The sequence below is a fragment of the Variovorax sp. 20P10.2.4 genome (assembly GCF_058244205.1).
This window is the reverse complement of record NZ_JBZAYE010000117.1, coordinates 1-16107: the sequence shown is the minus strand read 5'-3', so window position 1 is coordinate 16107 and position 16107 is coordinate 1. Positions and strand designations below refer to the sequence as shown.

Genomic DNA, 16107 nt, shown 5'->3' with positions numbered 1-16107 from the left:
CGCTGCCCCATTCGCAGTCGCTGGCGCTGGCGCGCGCGGACGACGGCGCCTTCAGCCTCCAGGTCGAGGAAAGCAAGTAAGCCATGCTCTACAAGCGCAATCCCCAGCTCAACAAGAACGGCGAGCTCATCCACCTGCTGTCGATCGAGGGCCTGCCCAGGGACATCCTCACCCACATCCTCGACACCGCCGCCAACTTCACGAGCGTGAGCGACCGCGAAGTGAAGAAGGTGCCGCTCTTGCGCGGCAAGAGCGTGTTCAACCTGTTCTTCGAGAACAGCACGCGCACCCGCACCACCTTCGAGATCGCGGCCAAGCGGCTGTCGGCCGACGTCATCAACCTCGACATCGCGCGCTCCTCGGCGAGCAAGGGCGAGTCGCTGCTCGACACCATCGCCAACCTGAGCGCGATGGCGGCCGACCTGTTCGTGGTGCGCCACAGCGAGTCGGGCGCGCCCTACCTGATCGCGCAGCACGTCGCGCCGCACGTGCACGTGGTGAACGCCGGCGACGGCCGCCACGCGCACCCGACGCAGGGGCTGCTCGACATGTACACCATCCGCCACTACAAGAAGGATTTCGCCAACCTCACGGTGGCAATCGTCGGCGACGTGGTGCATTCGCGCGTGGCGCGCTCCGACATCCACGCGCTCACCACGCTGGGCTGCGCCGAGGTGCGCGTGGTCGGCCCCAAGACCCTGGTGCCCGGCGACATGGCCGGCATGGGCGTGCGCGTGTGCCACACGCTCGAGGAGGGCATCAAGGACTGCGACGTGGTCATCATGCTGCGGCTGCAGAACGAGCGCATGAGCGGCGCGATGCTGCCGTCGTCGCAGGAGTTCTTCAAGACCTACGGCCTCACGCCCGAGAAGCTGCAGCTCGCCAAGCCCGACGCCATCGTGATGCACCCGGGCCCGATCAACCGCGGCGTCGAGATCGACTCGGCCGTGGTCGATGGCCGGCAGAGCGTCATCCTCCCGCAGGTCACCTTCGGCATCGCCGTGCGGATGGCGGTCATGAGCATCGTGGCAGGTAACGAAGCATAGACATGTTGCTCGCCCCCAGTCTTCGCGCACTTCGTGTCGCTTCGCCAACCCCCTACCGGGGGCAACACCAGTGGCCCGGCGAAGCCGGTTCCACGGTGTTTCCCGACAAGGCCATGACCGTCACCGGACGTACAGACGCATGAACATCCACATCACCAACGGCCGCGTGGTCGACCCCGCATCGGGCGCCGACGAGACGGCCGACATCGCCGTCGCCGACGGAAAGATCGCCGGCATCGGCAACAGCATCCCCGCCGGCTTCAAGGCCGAGCGCACCCTCGACGCCACCGGCTGCATCGTCGCGCCCGGCCTGGTCGACCTCGCCGCGCGGCTGCGCGAGCCCGGCTACGAGCACGAGGGCATGCTCGAGAGCGAGATGGCCGCGGCCGTGGCCGGCGGCGTCACCAGCCTGGTGTGCCCGCCCGACACCGACCCCGTGCTCGACGAGCCCGGCCTGGTCGAGATGCTGACCTTCCGCGCCGGCAAGCTGCCGGGCGCGCGCCTGTTCCCGCTCGGCGCCCTCACGCGCGGCCTGGCCGGCGGCGTGCTGACCGAGATGGCCGAGCTCACCGAGCGCGGCTGCGTCGGCTTCAGCCAGGCCGACGTGCCGCTGGCCGATACGCAGGTGCTGCAGCGCGCGATGCTCTATGCGAGCACCTTCGGCTACACCGTGTGGCTGCGCCCGCAGGACCGCGACCTCGGCAAGGGCGTGGCCGCCAGCGGCGCGCTCGCCACCCGGCTCGGCCTCTCGGGCGTGCCGGTGGCGGCCGAGACCATCGCGATCTTCACCATCGTCGAGCTGATGCGCAGCACCAAGGCGCGCGTGCACCTGTGCCGCCTCTCGAGCGCCGCGGGGCTCGCGCTGGTTCGCGCCGCCAAGGCCGAGGGCCTGCCGCTGAGCTGCGACGTCAGCATCAACTCGCTGCACCTGGCCGACACCGACATCGGCTACTTCGACAGCCGCGCGCGCCTGAGCCCGCCGCTGCGCCAGCAGGGCGACCGCGACGCGCTCTCGGCCGCGCTGGCCGACGGCACCATCGACGCGCTGGTGTCCGACCACACGCCGGTCGAAGCCGATGCCAAGAACCTGCCGTTCGCCGAGAGCGAGCCCGGCGCCACCGGCCTCGAGCTGCTGCTGCCGCTGGCGCTGCAATGGGGCGAGCGCAGCGGCGCGGGCCTCGTGCGCGCGCTCGAGGCGATCACGAGCGCGCCCGCGCGGCTGCTGCCCGCGACCGAAGCCTGTGCCGGCATCGGTCGCCTCGCCGTCGGCGGGCCGGCCGACCTGTGCGTCTTCGATCCGTCCCTCGAATGGCAGGTCACGCCCGAGGCGCTGCGCAGCCAGGGCAAGTACACGCCGTTCGGCGGCTATGCCATGCAGGGCCGCGCGCGCCACACCCTCGTGGCCGGGCGCGTGGTGCACGGCTGAGCCGCGTTCCGGCGCGCGACGACGACAACAACAACAGGAAGAAGGCGGTCGGGCCGATGCTGCATTCACTCAAGGCACTGCGCCGGCTGCTGCATGCGATCGCGCATGCCGTCGCCGGCTGGTGGACCATCCGCTTCACCTTCCCGGGCCTCGACCAGGCCGAGCGCAACGCGCGCGTGCAGGCCTGGGCCGCGCGCATGCTCGAGATCATGGGCATCACCCTGCGCGTGCAGGGCACGCCGCCCGCGCACGGGCCGGTGCTGCTGATCTGCAACCACCTCTCGTGGCTCGACATCACGGTGATCCACGCGGCGCGCCACGTGCGCTTCGTGTCGAAGTCCGACGTCAAGCACTGGCCGCTGATCGGTACGCTGTCGAGCGGCGCGGGCACGCTCTACATCGAGCGCGAACGCCGCCGCGACGCGCTGCGCGTGGTGCACCACATGACCGACGCGCTGCGCAACGGCGACATGATCGCGGTGTTCCCCGAGGGCACCACCAGCGACGGTCGCGGCCTGCTGCCGTTCCACGCCAACCTGCTGCAGGCCGCGATCTCCTCGGGCGCGCCCGTGGTGCCGGCCGCGCTGCGCTTCGCCGATGCCGCCACCGGCGAGACCAGCCAGGCGCCGCGCTACATCGACGACGACAACCTCGCCACCTCGCTGTGGAACACGCTGCGCGCGCCGCCGCTCTTGGCCATCGTGCGCTTCGGCGAGCCGCAGTCCTCGTACAGCCGCGAGCGCCGCACCTGGGCGCAGACGCTGCACGAGGACGTGCAGCAACTGCGTCGCGACACGCACTGAGCGGGTTCAGCGAGCCGCCTGCAGCGTCCGCGGCATGACGGCCGACGGGTTGTAGCCGCGCCGATCTGTGGGCACCACCAGCACGTCGCCCGTGGCCCAGCACAGCACGCGCTGCGCGACGCTGCCGAAGAAGAAATCGGCCAGCGGATGGGCGCGCCGCTTGCCGACCACGAGCAACTCGGCGCGTGCGTGCTGCTGCTGCACCGTGGCCTGCCGCGCCGGGTCGCCGCGGCCGATGGTCGACAGCACGCGGTTGCGCCGCGCGCTCGATGAATCGGTCAGCGAGAACAGCCGCTCGCGCGCCTGCCGCTGGCAGTCGTGGCGGTAGGTCCTGATGGCGTGGTCCGAGACCTCGGCATAGCGCAGCTTGCTTTCGTGCATCGTGTTGAGCGCATGGAACAGCTCGAGCGCGGCGTCGGCGTCGAGGCCATGGGCCAGGCTCACGAGTTCGTGCGATGCGGGCGTGAAGTCCACGGCCACCAGGATGCGGCCGTAGCGTGGCCGCGCGGCCAGCCGCGTCACGAGCACCGGGCAGCGCAGTTGCCGCAGCAGGCGCTCCACGGGCTGGCCCGTGAAGAAGGCGCCGGGCGAACGGTCGCGCTCGTGCCGCAGCACCACGAGGTCGGCGTGGCGCGCTTCATCCACGATCTGCGCGAGGCCGCCGCTCGATATCGCCACCTGCTTGACCAGCACATCGAAGCGCGCGGCCATGGCGCGGGCCAGGGCCGCGAGCGCGGCGGCCGCTTCGGCGTGCGCCAGCGGTGCGAGGCTCGCGGGCGCGTACATGAGCTTGAGCAGCGCGCCGTGGTCCGCCGCGAGCCGGGCGGCCCGTTCGACAGCGTGCTGGCTGCGTGCCGACAGATCGGTGAGGGCAAGGATGGATTGAAAGCAAGGCGTGCCGGAAGCGGCGTTGCCGTCGGGACGCACGTGCTCCCGCTGAACCTGGGGGTGATGCATGACGCACTCCATTCGAACGCGCCCCTGATGACGGGGCGCAGTCACGCAGGGCGAGGGCCCGGCGGTCGATGGTCTGCGTTGAAGGTGAAGGGAAGGAGGTGGACCGCCGGGCTCAGGAATGTGCGGGCGTTGGCCGAGCCGCCGCCGTCATCCACGCACGCGCCAGCGTGCAGCCGCCGAAGCGGAACGCCTGGGTGTGGAACAGCGAGTGAGCATGCATGCGGCGGAGTCTAGGCCGGATGCGGCCGGCACCCGCTCAGTACCCGCACGGCCTTTGCCGGATTGAAGGGGCGCCATGCACGCCAAAAAAAAGCGCGCCCCGAGGGACGCGCATCGGTGCACGAGGCACCGGAGGAGTAGAGGAAGAGCAAACGTAAAAGAGACGAGCGCGGGTCAGAGAATCCCGAAGATCTTGAGACCGATGATCACGGTGATCGGCACGCCGCAGGCCCAGAGGATGAGGCTTTTCATGAAGGTTCTCCTGTGTTGTGAATGGCTTGCAGATTCACACGCGGAGAGGGCCGCGCATTGCAAGAGAACCGAGGCACCGTGCGTGGGCAGGTGCCTACATCTTCAGCCGCGTGCTGCAGGCGCCTCGGGCGGCACGTAGCCGAGCCGGCGCGAGATCTCGAGCGCGCAGGCGCGCAGCGGCACCGCCACGCGGCCTTCCCAGTCGCTGTCGAAGGTGGCCTCGGGGCCCATCGCGGTGATGCCCAGCACGATGTTGTGGGTCGAGTCGAACACCGGCGCGCAGAAGGCGTCGATGCCCGGGATCGGCTGGCCCAGCGTGCGCGACATGCCGTGCATGCGCGTCTCCACCAGCAGCGCCTCGAGCTGCGACTGCGACAGCTCCTCGGTGCCGCGGCCGCCGGCCGGGCCGCGCAGGCGCGCGAGATCGTCCACCATCATCTTCTCGACCACCTTGGGCGGCAGGTAGGCCGCGAACAGCCGGCCCGTGGCCGTGTAGGCCAGCGACATCACGGTGCCGGTGCGCAGGTTCACGTGCAGCGGATGGATCGGTTCCTCGAGCCGCACCACGGTCGGCCCGAAGTTGCCCCAGACCGCGACCGCGATGCTCTGCTCGGTTTCCGAGGCCAGCGCCTCGATCAGCGGCGAGGCCTCCTTGATCGGATCGAGCCGCTGCAGCTTGGCCAGCCCGAGCTGCAGCGCCAGCGGGCCCAGCTCGTAGCGGCCCGCGCTGTCCTGCACCACGAAGCCGACCTTGAGAAAGCTCACCAGGTACGGATGGGCCTTGCCCACCGGCACGCCGGCGGCCTTGCCGAGGTCGCGCAAGGCCATGGGCGCGACATGCCGCCCGAGGGCGACGAGCAGCTGGGTTCCTATTTCGACGGATTGGATGCCACGTCTCGGCTTTTCCATGGGGCGCCCGGCGTGGGGGTTGAGAGTGGGGGCGAGTATAGCCATCAGGGTTTCTACTGATATTGTCGTGTTCAATCGACGATGACTGATCATCTGATAGTAACTAAACGACTTGACCATATCAATGTCGCTGCCTAAACTTCGCGGCAACTTAAGTCCTACAGAAACAAGGCAGACAGGCAGAGATGGAACAGAACACGTTGGAATGCGATGTGCTCGTCGTCGGCAGCGGCGCCTCGGGCATGGCGACCGCGATCACGGCGGCGTCGCAGGGTTTGAAGGTGCTGGTGGTCGAGAAGGAACCGCGCTTCGGCGGCACCACCGCGCGTTCGGGCGGCTGGCTGTGGATTCCGGGCACGCGCCTGGCCACGGAGCAGGGCATCCACGAGCCGGCCGGCGCCGCGCTCGACTACATGAAGCACGAGACCACCACCCACTTCGACGCGGCGCGCGTGAGCGCCTTCCTCGAGATGGGCCCGAAGGCGATCGACTTCTTCACGCGCAACACCTGCGTGCAGTTCGACATGCCGCCGGTGTTCCCCGACTACCACGCCGAGGCGCCCGGCGGCCAGCCGGGCGGGCGCTCGATGGTCACGCGTCCCTTCGACGGCCGCGAGCTCGGTCCGCGCATCAAGCAGCTCGCGCCGCCGCTGCCCGAGCTCACGGTGTTCGGGATGATGTTGGGCTCGGGCCCCGAGATCAAACACTTCATGCGGGCCTTCAAGTCGCCGACCTCGTTCTGGTACGTGACCAAGCGACTGAGCCGGCACTTCCTCGACGTGCTGCGCCATGGCCGCGGCATGACCCTGACCAACGGCAACGCGCTCGCGGGCCGGCTCGCCAAGGCCGCGATGGACCAGAACATTCCCGTGTGGCTCTCCTCGCCCGTGAAGAAGCTCGTGGTCGAGTACGACGGCGTGTCGGGCGCGGTGGTGCAGCACGAGGGCAAGAGCGTGCGCGTGGTGGCCAAGCGCGGTGTGGTGCTGGCCTGCGGTGGTTTTCCTTATGACGTGGAGCGCCGCAAGCAACTGTTTCCGCATGCGCCCACCGGCAAGGAGCACTACTCGCCATCGCCTTCCACCAACACCGGCGACGGCCTGCGGCTGGCCGAAGCCGTGGGCGGCCGCGTCGACGGCACCATCCCGCATGCCGCAGCCTGGGTGCCGGCCTCGGTCACCACGCGGCCCGACGGCACCAAGGGCGTGATGCCGCACTTCATCGACCGCGCCAAGCCCGGCGTGATCGCGGTCACGCCCAAGGGCAAGCGCTTCGCCAACGAGGGCAACTCGTACCACGACTTCGTGCAGGCGATGGTCAAGGCCTGCGCCGGCGAGCCCGAGGTCACGGCCTGGCTGCTGTGCGACCACAAGGCGCTGCGCGACTACGGCCTGGGCTGCGTGGCGCCGGCGCCGCTGCCGATCGGCCGGCACCTCAAGAGCGGCTACCTCAAGCACGGCGCCAGCATCGGCGAGCTCGCGAAGCAGATCGGCATCGCGCCCGCGGTGCTCGAGGCCACGGTGAAGGAATTCAACGACAGCGCGCGCACCGGCGACGATCCGCTGTTCGGCAAGGGCAGCAAGGCCTACAACCGCTACCAGGGCGACGCCAACGTCACGCCCAACCCCTGCGTGGCGCCGCTGGAGCACGGCCCCTACTACGCGATCAAGCTCGTGGTCGGCGACATCGGCACCTTCGCCGGCCTGGTGGTCGACGAGAAGACCCGCGTGCTCGACGTCAACCGCCAGCCGATCAAGGGCCTCTACGCGGTTGGCAACGACGCGGCCAGCGTGATGGGCGGCAACTACCCGGGCGCCGGCATCACGCTCGGCCCGGCGCTGACCTTCGGCTACGTCGCGGGCCTGCAGGTGGCGCAGGGCGCCACGGTCGCCGCCGCGTTGCAGGTCGAACAGCGCGAGGCCGTGCCCGTGCGCCGCACCGCCTGAGACCTCTTCCCTTCAACCAAGCTCATTCATCAGAAGGAACCCTCCCGATGGCCTTTCCTCCCCACGTCGCGCCGCGCCTGCTCGAAGGCCGCCTTGCGCTGATCACAGGCGCCGGCCAGGGCAACGGCCGCGCGCTCGCGCTGGGCCTGGCGCAGGCCGGCGCGCGCGTCGTCGTCACCGACATGAACGAGGCCACCGTGGGCGAGACCGCGCAGCTGGTGCGCGACGAAGGCGGCCAGGCCTGGTCCTTCGTGCTCGACGTGACCTCGCCCGAGGCCTGCCATGCGCTGGCGGTTCGCGTGGGCGACGAGATCGGCGCCATCGACCTGCTGGTGAACAACGCCGGCATCATCATCCGCGAGGGCACGGCCAGCCCCAATGCCGCGGCCAACTGGAAGAAGACGCTCGACGTCAACGTGCACGGCACCTTCAACGTCACCCATGCCTGGCTCGGCGCGATCAAGGCCACGAAGGGCGCGGTGATCAACATCGCCTCGATCGCCGCCTATGCGGGGCAGGGCGCGAGCCTCGGCTATTCGCCCTCGAAGGGCGCGATCAAGATGTTCACGCAGTCGCTCGCGCAGGAGCTCGCGCCCTTCGGCGTGCGCGTCAACGCGCTCGCGCCCGGCGTGATCGAGACGCCGATGACCGCCGCCACGCGCGAGAACCCGCAGCGCCTCGAATCCTTCATGACGCGCATCCCGATGGGCCGCGTCGGCCAGACCGAGGACCTCGTGGGCCCGGTGATCTTCCTCGCGAGCGACATGTCGCGCTACGTCACCGGCATCACCCTGCCGGTGGACGGCGGCTTCCTCGCGGTCTGAGCCTTCCGCCGCTTTTTCGCTTTCCCGACCGTCAATCCTCCAGGAGACAAAGAATGAAGACCTTCCGTCTGTACAAGACCTTGCTCGCGAGCGCCGCCTTCTGCGCGTTCGCCGCCGGTGCCTCGGCGCAGGACATCAAGCTCGGCTACAACGGCGACCTCTCGGCCTCGCCCTCGGCGCAGAGCGGCCAGGCCGCGGTGCTCGGCATGGAAGCCGCGATCGCCGACCTCAACGCCGCCGGCGGCGTGCTCGGCCGCAAGTTCACGCTGGTCACGCGCGACGACGTGTCGGCACCGCCCAAGTCGATCCAGAACATGAGCGACCTGATCGACAACGAGAAGGTGGTGGCGGTGTTCGGCCCCACCAATTCGGGCAACGCCATGGCCTGGAAGCACATCGCCAACCAGAAGAAGATCCCGGTGCTGGGCAACGTGGGCTCGGGCACCGACATCACCAAGCCGATGAGCGCGGGCGCCGACAACTACATGTTCCGCGTCTCGATGGTCGACCGCGAGCAGGTCGCGGCGCTGATGGCCTACGTGAAGAAGAACACCGCCGCCTCGAAGGTGGTGGGCCTGATGGCCGAGACCACCGGCTACGGCCAGGGCGGCCTCAAGGACATGGAGGAGATCGCCAAGCTGCAGGACATCAAGATCGCGGCCACCGAGCGCTTCGGCGTCGGCGACACCGACATGACCTCGCAGCTGTCGAAGATGAAGGCCGCCAACGTCGACACCGTGGTGGTGTGGGCGCAGGGCACGCCGATCGCGCAGCTGGTGCGCAGCATGGAGAAGATCAACTACTTCCCGCTGACGCTGACCTCCTGGGCCGCCGACAACATCACCTTCTACGACGCGGCCGGCAAGGCGCTGGCCGAGAAGCCGATCTTCATGCGCACCGTGAGCGAGACCCGCACGCCCGCGCAGCAGAAACTCTTCGACCGCATCGGCAGCAAGCTCAAGGCGCCCGGTTCGTTCTCGTTCGCGCTGCATGGCTACGACTCGGTGCTGCTGCTCGCGCAGGCGATGAAGCAGGCCAACGGCACCGACGGCGCCGCCGTGCGCGCCGCGCTGGAAGACCTCAAGACCCCGGTGCAGGGCGTGCTCAAGACCTACGAGAAGCCCTTCAGCAAGACCAACCACGAGGCGCTGACCGCCAAGGACCTGGTCTGGATCCGCTGGAAGGACGGCAAGCTGCTGCCCTACAGCGACGCGCTGATCCAGGGCCTGAACCCGGCCGACTTCAAGCAGTAAGAGCAAAAAGGAAGCGAGGCCGGCGCGCCCGCGCGGTGCCCGGCCTCGCCTCGCAACGGAGATACACACATGGTTGAAGCGCTCCTGCAGGCGCTCATCAGCGGGCTCGCCGTCGGCGGTGCCTATGCGCTGGTGGCACTGGGATTCAGCATCACGTTCACCACCACCAAGACGCTGAACTTCTCGCACGGCGAGTTCGTCTCGGCCGGCGCCTTCATCGGCATGAGCGCCCTGTTCCTGGTCCTGGGCAAGCCGCTGGCCTCCACCACCTTCGGCGATGCCGTGCCCGGCGCCGGCGCGCAGCTGTTCGCGCTGCTGGCGGCGCTCGGCGTGATGGGCCTCTTGGGCTGGCTGCTCTACGTGCTCGGCGTGCGGCCGTTCGCGGGCCGCCCCGGCATGGCCTGGGTGATGAGCACGCTGGGCTTCGGCGTGATCCTGCAGAGCGTGGGGCTCGCGATCTGGGGCCCGAAGCCGGTGGTGGTGCCCGCGCCCGTGGGCGACACCGTGATCCGCATGTTCGGCGTCGGCGTGCGGCCGCAGGAGCTGCTGACCCTGGGCGTGGCCGTGGTCGTGATGTTCGGCTTCGACCGCGTGATGAACCGCACCATGGTCGGCAAGGCCATGCGCGCGGTGGCGCAGAACGGCAACGTGGCCAGCCTCATGGGCATCAACACCAACGCCATGATGATCGGCGCCTTCGTCGTCAGCTCGGCGCTGGCGGGCCTGTCGGGCTTCCTGCTCGCGCCGATCGCGCAGGCCTCGCTGTTCATGGGGCTCACCGTCGGCCTCAAGGGCTTCTCGGGCGCGATGATCGGCGGCCTCAGCAATCCGCGCGGCTGCGTCATCGGCGGCTTCCTGCTCGGCGTGCTCGAGTCGATGGTCAATCTCTGGCAGGCGCAGTGGCGCGAGGTGGCGGTGTTCGCGCTGGTGATCCTGGTGCTGGCCTTCCGGCCCACGGGCCTGTTCGGCAGCCGCGCGGTGGAGAAGGTATGAAGCGCCTGGTCCATCCCCTGGCCGTGGTCGCGGTCGCCGCGGCGCTGATCGGCATCGTCTCGCTGTTCGGCAACGACTACTACCTGCGCATCGCCTTCATGATGTGCGTCTACTACCTGTGCGCGGCCGGCATGAACGTGCTGGTCGGCTACGCGGGGCAGAAATCGCTGGGCCAGGCCGGCCTGTTCGCGGCCGGCGCCTACGGCGTCGCGCTGCTGACCTCGCGCACCGACATGGACCCCTGGCTCGCGCTGCTGCTCGCGGCCGTGATCTCGGGCCTGTGCGGCGTGCTGATCGCACTGCCCTCGCTGCGCGTGAAGGGCCCCTACCTCGCGATGGTCACGCTGGCCTTCGGCATCGTGGTCGAGAAGCTGGTCGGCGAATGGACCGATGTGTTCGGCGGCGCGCAGGGCATCTACGGCATCCGCCCGTTGACCTGGAAGGGCGCGCCGCTCGACACCACGCAATGGGTGGTGCTGGGCATCGTGCTGAGCGCCGCGCTGCACCTGCTGCTGCGCAACCTGCTGCAGGGCCGCTTCGGCCGCGCGCTGCTGTCGCTGCAGGCCGACGAGATCGCCTCCTCGTCGGTGGGCGTGCGCGTCTACCGCGCCAAGGTCATGGCCTTCGTGGTCGCGGCCGTCACCTGCGGCATCGCGGGCGCGCTGGTGGCGCAACAGAACCAGTACATCAACTCCGACTTCATCACCTTCCACCTGTCGATCTTCATCCTGCTGCTGGTGCTGTTCGGCGGGGCGGGCTCGATGTACGGACCGATCGTGGGCGCGGTGCTGCTCACGCTGACCGACGCGCTGCTCGCACGCTGGCCCTCGGCGCAGCATTTCCTCTACGGCTTCCTGCTGCTGTTCGCGCTCTACGTCATGCCCGGCGGCGTGGTGGGGCTGGTCGACAAGTGGGTGAGCCGCTCGCGCCACCGCGGCGAGGGCGCCGGCGGCCAGGGCGTGCCGGGGCAGATCGGCCCGGGCGGCGAGGGCGAGCTGCTGGTGGTGCAGGGCGTGACCAAGTCCTATGGCGGCGTGAAGCCGGCGCAGGACGTGTCGTTCAGCCTGCAGCGCGGCCACATCCATGCGCTGATCGGGCCCAACGGCGCGGGCAAGAGCACCATGATCAACATGCTCACGGGCGTGATCCAGCCCGATGCCGGCGCGATCCGCTTCCTCGGCGAGAACATCGTGGGCCGGCCCGCGCACACCATCTGCTGCCTCGGCATGGGCCGCACCTTCCAGAACCTGCGGCTTTTCGCCGAGCTCTCGGTGCTCGACAACGTGATGCTGGGCCGGCACAGCCGCATGAGCAACGGTTTCCTGTCCTCGCTGCTGGCCTGGCCCACGGCCGGCAAGCAGGAACGCGAGACGCGCGAGCGCGCGCTGCAGCTGCTCGACCTGGTCGGCCTCGGCCACCTCGCGCACTGGCCCGCGGGCAGCCTGCCCTACGGCCTGCAGCGGCGCGTGGAGCTGGCGCGCGCGCTGGCCACCGAGCCGCAGCTGCTGCTGCTCGACGAACCGGCGGCCGGCCTCAATCCGCAGGAGACCGCCGAGCTCGGCGAACTGCTGCTGCGCATCGGCAAGTGCGGCGTCTCGATCCTGATGGTCGAGCACCACATGGACCTGGTGATGTCGATCTCGGACCACGTCATCGTGCTCGACTACGGCATCAAGATCGCCGAGGGCCGGCCGGCCGAGGTGCAGGCCAATCCGCGCGTGGTCGAGGCCTACCTGGGCGTCGACGACGAGGCCGATCACGCGCCGCACGGCCTGCAGCCGCAGCCCGCCTGAGCGAAAGGACCCCCACCATCATGTTGAAGATCGAATCGGTGAAGGTCTCGTACGGCGCCATCGAGGCCGTCAAGGGCGTGAGCCTCGAAGTGCGCGCGGGCGAGGTCGTCACCATCATCGGCGCCAACGGCGCCGGCAAGAGCACCCTGCTCAAGAGCATCGTCGGCCTCGAGCCCGTGGCCCAGGGCCGCGTGCTGATCGACGGCAAGGACTGCACGCAGGTGCCGCCGCACCAGCGCGTGGGCCTGGGCGTGGCGCTGTCGCCCGAGGGTCGCGGCGTGTTCCCCGACCAGACCGTGCGCGAAAACCTGATGCTCGGCGCCTACTCGCGCCGCGCCGACAAGGCCTTCGTCGACAACGCCATCGAACGCGAGTTCGCGCGCTTCCCGCGCCTGAAGGAACGCCAGCACCAGCCCGCGGGCACCCTGTCGGGCGGCGAGCAGCAGATGCTGGCCATTGCACGCGCGCTCATGAGCGATCCGCGGCTGCTGCTGCTCGACGAACCCTCGCTGGGCCTCGCGCCGCTGATCATCAAGGACATCTTCGATGCCATCCGCCAGCTGCGCAGCTCGGGCCTCACCATCCTGCTGGTGGAGCAGATGGCCAAGCAGGCGCTCGGCGTGGCCGACCGCGCCTACGTGCTCGAGACCGGCTGCATCACGCTCGAGGGTTCCGGCCGCGAGCTGCTCGACAACCCCAAGGTGAAGTCGGCCTACCTCGGCACGCACTGACCCCAACGTCCAACCCTTCCCAAGGAAACCCAATGACCGCACCCGCCACCAAGAAATTCGCCAGCCAGGCCGACCTCGAGGAGAAGAAGGTCTCGTTCACGCGCCTCTCGGAGAACGCCTATGCCTACACGGCCGAGGGCGACCCGAACACCGGCATCTTCATCGGCGACGAGGCCGTGATGGTGGTCGACACCCAGGCCACGCCCGCGATGGCGCAGGACGTGATCCGCCGCATCCGCGAGGTCACGCCGCTGCCGATCAAGTACGTGCTGCTGTCGCACTACCACGCGGTGCGCGTGCTCGGCGCCTCGGCCTATTTCAAGGAAGGCGCCGAGCAGATCATCGCCAGCCGCGACACCTACGACCTGATCGTCGAGCGTGGCGAGCAGGACAAGGCCAGCGAGATCGGCCGCTTCCCGCGCCTGTTCCGCAACGTCGAGTCGGTGCCGCCGGGCCTGACCTGGCCCACCATGACCTTCGACGGCACCATGAGCGTGTGGCTCGGCAAGAAGCTCGAGGTGAAGATCGCGCAGGTCGGCCGCGGCCACACCAAGGGCGACACCATCGCCTACCTGGAAGACCAGAAGATCTGCTTCGCAGGCGACCTGGTCGAATACCAGAGCACCGCCTACGCGGGCGACTGCTACTTCCGCGACTGGCCCACCACGCTCGACCGCCTGGCCGGCTTCGGCTTCGAGAAGCTGGTGCCGGGCCGCGGCGCCGCGCTCGAGAACGCCACCGACGTGCGCAAGGCCATCGCCTCCACGCGCGCCTTCATCTCCGACGTCTACACGCTGGTCAACAACGGCGTGGCGCAGGGCAAGACGCTCAACGTCATCTACAAGGAGACCGTGGCCGCGCTACGCCCGACCTACGGCCACTGGGTGATCTTCGACCACTGCATGCCCTTCGACGTGACGCGCGCCTACGACGAGGCCACCGGCCACGTGCATCCGCGCATCTGGACCGCCGAGCGCGACATCGAGATGTGGAACGCGCTGGAAAGCTGAGGTGAAGCGCAGCGCGGCCGCGCCGGTCGCCACGCCGGCCTCGGTGCAGGGCTGGATGCTGCTGGCCATGGTGCTGTGGGGCGTCAACGTCTCGGCCGTGAAGGCGCTCACCGCCTCCTTCGAGGCGCTGCCGCTGGCGGCGCTGCGCATGGCGGTGGCCTGCGTCGCGCTCAGCGCCGTCGTGCTGTGGCGGCGCGGCGGGCTGCCGCTGCTCGGGGCGCGCCAGCTGGCCGCGATGGCCGGCTGCGCCTTCCTCATGGTGTACGCCAACCAGATCCTGTTCGCGCACGGGCTGCAGCGCTCCACCGCCACCAACGGCGCGCTGATCATGGCGCTGAGCCCGCTGGTGTCGGCGCTGATGGCCGCGCTGGTGTTCCGCGAGCCGCTCACGCCGCGCCGCCTGCTCGGCGTGGCGCTGGGCTTCGCGGGCGTGGCGGCCGTGGTGCTGAGCCATCCGGGCGCCACGCTCTCGCATGCCGGCCTCGGCGACCTGATGCTCGCGCTGTCGGTCATCAGCTTCGCGGTCGGCGGCGTCGGCGTGCAGCGGCTCGCGCGGCAGCTCGATCCGCTGTCGATGAGCTGGGTCATCTACCTGATCGGCACCGCGATGCTGATCGTGCATGCCGCGCTCGGGCCCTCTCCGCTGGGCGCGGCGCAACTCTTTCCGGGTGCGTGGCCCTGGGTGCTGGTGCTGTTCTCGGGCGTGGCCGCCACCGCGGCCGGCAACCTGATCTGGAACCGGTCGATCTCCGTCATCGGCATCGCGCGCACCGCCGTGTTCCTCTACTGGGTGCCGGTGTTCGGCGTCGGCTTCGCGGCGCTGCTGCTGGGCGAGACGCTGACCGTCTGGCACCTGTTCGGCTTCGCCGCCGTGATGGGCGGCACCTGGCTCGGCACGCGGCCGGCCAGGCCTTCTTCCTGAGTCATCCATGTCCGATCCGCTTCCCCTGCTGTTCCAGCCGCTGCGCCTGCGCGGACTCGAGCTGTCCAACCGCGTCGTGATCTCGCCCATGTGCCAGCACGCGGCCGAGCGCGGCCATGCCACGCCCTGGCACCTGGTGCACCTGGGCAAGTTCGCGCTCGGCGGCGCCGCGCTGATCCTCACCGAGAGCACCGCGGTCGATCCGCGCGGGCGCATCGGCACCGCCGACCTCGGCCTGTGGAAGGACAGCCAGGTCGCGCCGCTCAAGGCCGTGGTCGATTTCGTGCACGCGCAGGGCGGCGCCATCGGCGTGCAGCTCGCGCATGCGGGCCGCAAGTCGGGCAGCGAGCCGCTGTGGGAAGGCGGCGCGGCCTTGAGCGCGCAGACCATGGCCGCCGACGAGGAGCCCTGGGAGCGCCTGGGCCCGAGCCCGCTCGCGGCCGGCCCGGGCTGGTCGGCCCCGCGCGCGCTCGGCCTCGACGAGATCGAGGCCGTGGTGCAACGCTTCGTCGATGCCGCGCGGCGCGCCGACGAAGCGGGCTTCGACGTGGTCGAGCTGCACTTCGGCCATGGCTACCTGGTCGCGAGTTTTCTCTCGCCCAATGCCAACCGGCGCGACGACGCCTATGGCGGCAGCCGCGACAAGCGCATGGCGCTCGCGCTCGAGATCGCGCGCCGCGTGCGCGCCGCCTGGCCCGAGCACAAGCCGCTGTTCTGCCGCCTGTCGGCGGTCGACGGCACGCTCGACGGCTGGAGTCTCGACGACTCGGTGGTGCTGTCGCGCGCGCTCGGTGACTGCGGCGTCGACGTCATCGACTGCTCCTCGGGCGGCCTCACCGAGGAGACGCGTGCCTTGCCCGTGCCGCGCGGCCTGGGCTTCCAGGTGCCGTTCTCGGCGCGCATCCGGCGCGAGGCCGGCGTGACCACGCAGGCCGTGGGAATGATCGTCGACGCGCGCCAGGCCGAGGCCGTGCTCGCCGCCGGCGATGCCGACCTGGTCGCGCTGGGCCGCGAGGCGCTGTTCGA

Annotated in this window: 14 protein-coding genes; 12 read left to right on the top strand and 2 right to left on the bottom strand. The window is 69.8% G+C overall.

Translation table 11 applies throughout. The annotated features are described in order from the left end of the window. The first annotated feature begins 83 nt into the window (after positions 1–83). From AC27VN_RS13990 to AC27VN_RS13980, 3 genes are all read left to right on the top strand, one after another. Complete coding sequence (locus AC27VN_RS13990) at positions 84–1046, top strand: aspartate carbamoyltransferase catalytic subunit (protein WP_208508678.1); 963 nt, start codon at positions 84–86, stop codon at positions 1044–1046. Between the two features lie 139 nt (positions 1047–1185). Beyond that, on the top strand, positions 1186–2472 hold the full coding sequence (locus AC27VN_RS13985; RefSeq protein WP_490876912.1) for a dihydroorotase: 1287 nt from the start codon (positions 1186–1188) through the stop codon (positions 2470–2472). 56 nt (positions 2473–2528) lie between these two features. Then, positions 2529–3275 carry a lysophospholipid acyltransferase family protein gene (locus tag AC27VN_RS13980; RefSeq protein WP_208508680.1) on the top strand — a complete coding sequence of 249 codons (747 nt, stop codon included), beginning with the start codon at positions 2529–2531 and terminating at the stop codon, positions 3273–3275. Positions 3276–3281: 6 nt separating this feature from the next. Here the strand turns inward: AC27VN_RS13980 and AC27VN_RS13975 are convergent, their stop codons facing one another. Together AC27VN_RS13975 and AC27VN_RS13970 are read right to left on the bottom strand one after the other, a co-directional pair. Next, positions 3282–4232, bottom strand: coding sequence for a universal stress protein (locus AC27VN_RS13975; protein WP_490876911.1), 951 nt, complete (start codon positions 4230–4232; stop codon positions 3282–3284). A 573-nt stretch (positions 4233–4805) separates the two neighbouring features. Beyond that, on the bottom strand, positions 4806–5612 hold the full coding sequence (locus tag AC27VN_RS13970; protein ID WP_093347885.1) for an IclR family transcriptional regulator: 807 nt from the start codon (positions 5610–5612) through the stop codon (positions 4806–4808). Positions 5613–5797: 185 nt separating this feature from the next. Here AC27VN_RS13970 and AC27VN_RS13965 point away from each other — a divergent pair, with 185 nt between their 5' ends. The 9 genes from AC27VN_RS13965 to AC27VN_RS13925 form a co-directional block, all read left to right on the top strand. Beyond that, the gene (locus tag AC27VN_RS13965) at positions 5798–7555 is read left to right on the top strand and encodes an FAD-dependent oxidoreductase (RefSeq protein ID WP_490876910.1); all 1758 of its coding nucleotides are present in this window, start codon (positions 5798–5800) and stop codon (positions 7553–7555) included. Between the two features lie 47 nt (positions 7556–7602). Then, positions 7603–8379: an SDR family NAD(P)-dependent oxidoreductase gene (locus AC27VN_RS13960; RefSeq protein ID WP_093347879.1), complete on the top strand. Its 777-nt coding sequence runs from the start codon at positions 7603–7605 to the stop codon at positions 8377–8379. A 53-nt stretch (positions 8380–8432) separates the two neighbouring features. Further along, positions 8433–9632: an ABC transporter substrate-binding protein gene (locus tag AC27VN_RS13955; protein ID WP_093347876.1), complete on the top strand. Its 1200-nt coding sequence runs from the start codon at positions 8433–8435 to the stop codon at positions 9630–9632. Between the two features lie 69 nt (positions 9633–9701). Next, positions 9702–10625: a branched-chain amino acid ABC transporter permease gene (locus tag AC27VN_RS13950; protein ID WP_057590834.1), complete on the top strand. Its 924-nt coding sequence runs from the start codon at positions 9702–9704 to the stop codon at positions 10623–10625. After that, positions 10622–12418, top strand: coding sequence for a branched-chain amino acid ABC transporter ATP-binding protein/permease (locus tag AC27VN_RS13945; protein ID WP_490876909.1), 1797 nt, complete (start codon positions 10622–10624; stop codon positions 12416–12418). The genes AC27VN_RS13950 and AC27VN_RS13945 overlap by 4 nt, the downstream gene beginning before the upstream one ends. A gap of 20 nt (positions 12419–12438) precedes the next feature. Further along, positions 12439–13149, top strand: a complete 711-nt coding sequence (locus AC27VN_RS13940) for an ABC transporter ATP-binding protein (protein WP_093347870.1) — start codon at positions 12439–12441, stop codon at positions 13147–13149. 32 nt (positions 13150–13181) lie between these two features. After that, entirely contained in the window at positions 13182–14159 is a 978-nt protein-coding gene (locus AC27VN_RS13935; RefSeq protein WP_203202902.1) for an MBL fold metallo-hydrolase, read from the top strand. A 1-nt stretch (position 14160) separates the two neighbouring features. Beyond that, positions 14161–15081, top strand: a complete 921-nt coding sequence (locus AC27VN_RS13930; RefSeq protein WP_256222733.1) for a DMT family transporter — start codon at positions 14161–14163, stop codon at positions 15079–15081. A 7-nt stretch (positions 15082–15088) separates the two neighbouring features. Then, positions 15089–16107, top strand: a 1019-nt coding sequence (locus AC27VN_RS13925) for an NADH:flavin oxidoreductase/NADH oxidase (RefSeq protein ID WP_490876908.1), incomplete at its 3' end; no start/stop codon positions are given.